Origin of the sequence: Candidatus Pelagibacter communis (assembly GCF_001180105.1) — a bacterium.
Classification (GTDB): Bacteria; Pseudomonadota; Alphaproteobacteria; order Pelagibacterales; family Pelagibacteraceae; genus Pelagibacter; species Pelagibacter ubique_K.
In genome coordinates this window covers 1-541 of record NZ_CVSO01000008.1, presented here as the reverse complement: position 1 = coordinate 541, position 541 = coordinate 1, and the positions used below count along the sequence as shown (strand labels likewise).

Sequence of the window (541 nt, the reverse complement as noted above, 5' to 3'; positions counted from 1 at the left end):
ATTATAAGAAAGAAAAGAGAATAGATTACATGCTTCCAATAATTGCTGATGGTGAAGCTGGATTTGGGGGACCTTTAAATGTATTTGAATTGACTAAAAAATTCATTAAAGCTGGAGCAGCCGGGGTTCACTTTGAGGATCAATTAGCAAGTGAAAAAAAATGTGGTCATATGGGCGGTAAGGTTTTAATACCAACGAGCCAAGCAGTAAAAAACTTGAAAGCTGCTAGATTAGCAGCTGACATAGCTGATGTACCATTAATAATTCTTGCTCGAACTGATGCAAACGCAGCAAAACTAATTACAAATGATCACGATGAAAATGACAAACCTTTCTTGACTGGCGAAAGATCTCCAGAAGGATTTTATTATGTTAAATCTGGAATTGATCAAGCAATTTCAAGAGGTCTTGCGTATGCACCATATTCAGATCTTATATGGTGTGAAACTGCAACACCAAATTTAGAGGAAGCAAAAAAATTTGCTGATGCTATCCATAAAAAATATCCAGGTAAATTATTAGCGTATAATTGCTCACCATC

The 541-nt window shown here is 35.7% G+C and carries 1 protein-coding gene; it reads left to right on the top strand.

Annotation, left to right across the window (positions count from 1 at the left end; genetic code table 11):
• Positions 1 to 541, top strand: a 541-nt coding sequence (locus AMN84_RS01380; protein ID WP_179850678.1) for an isocitrate lyase/phosphoenolpyruvate mutase family protein, incomplete at both ends; no start/stop codon positions are given.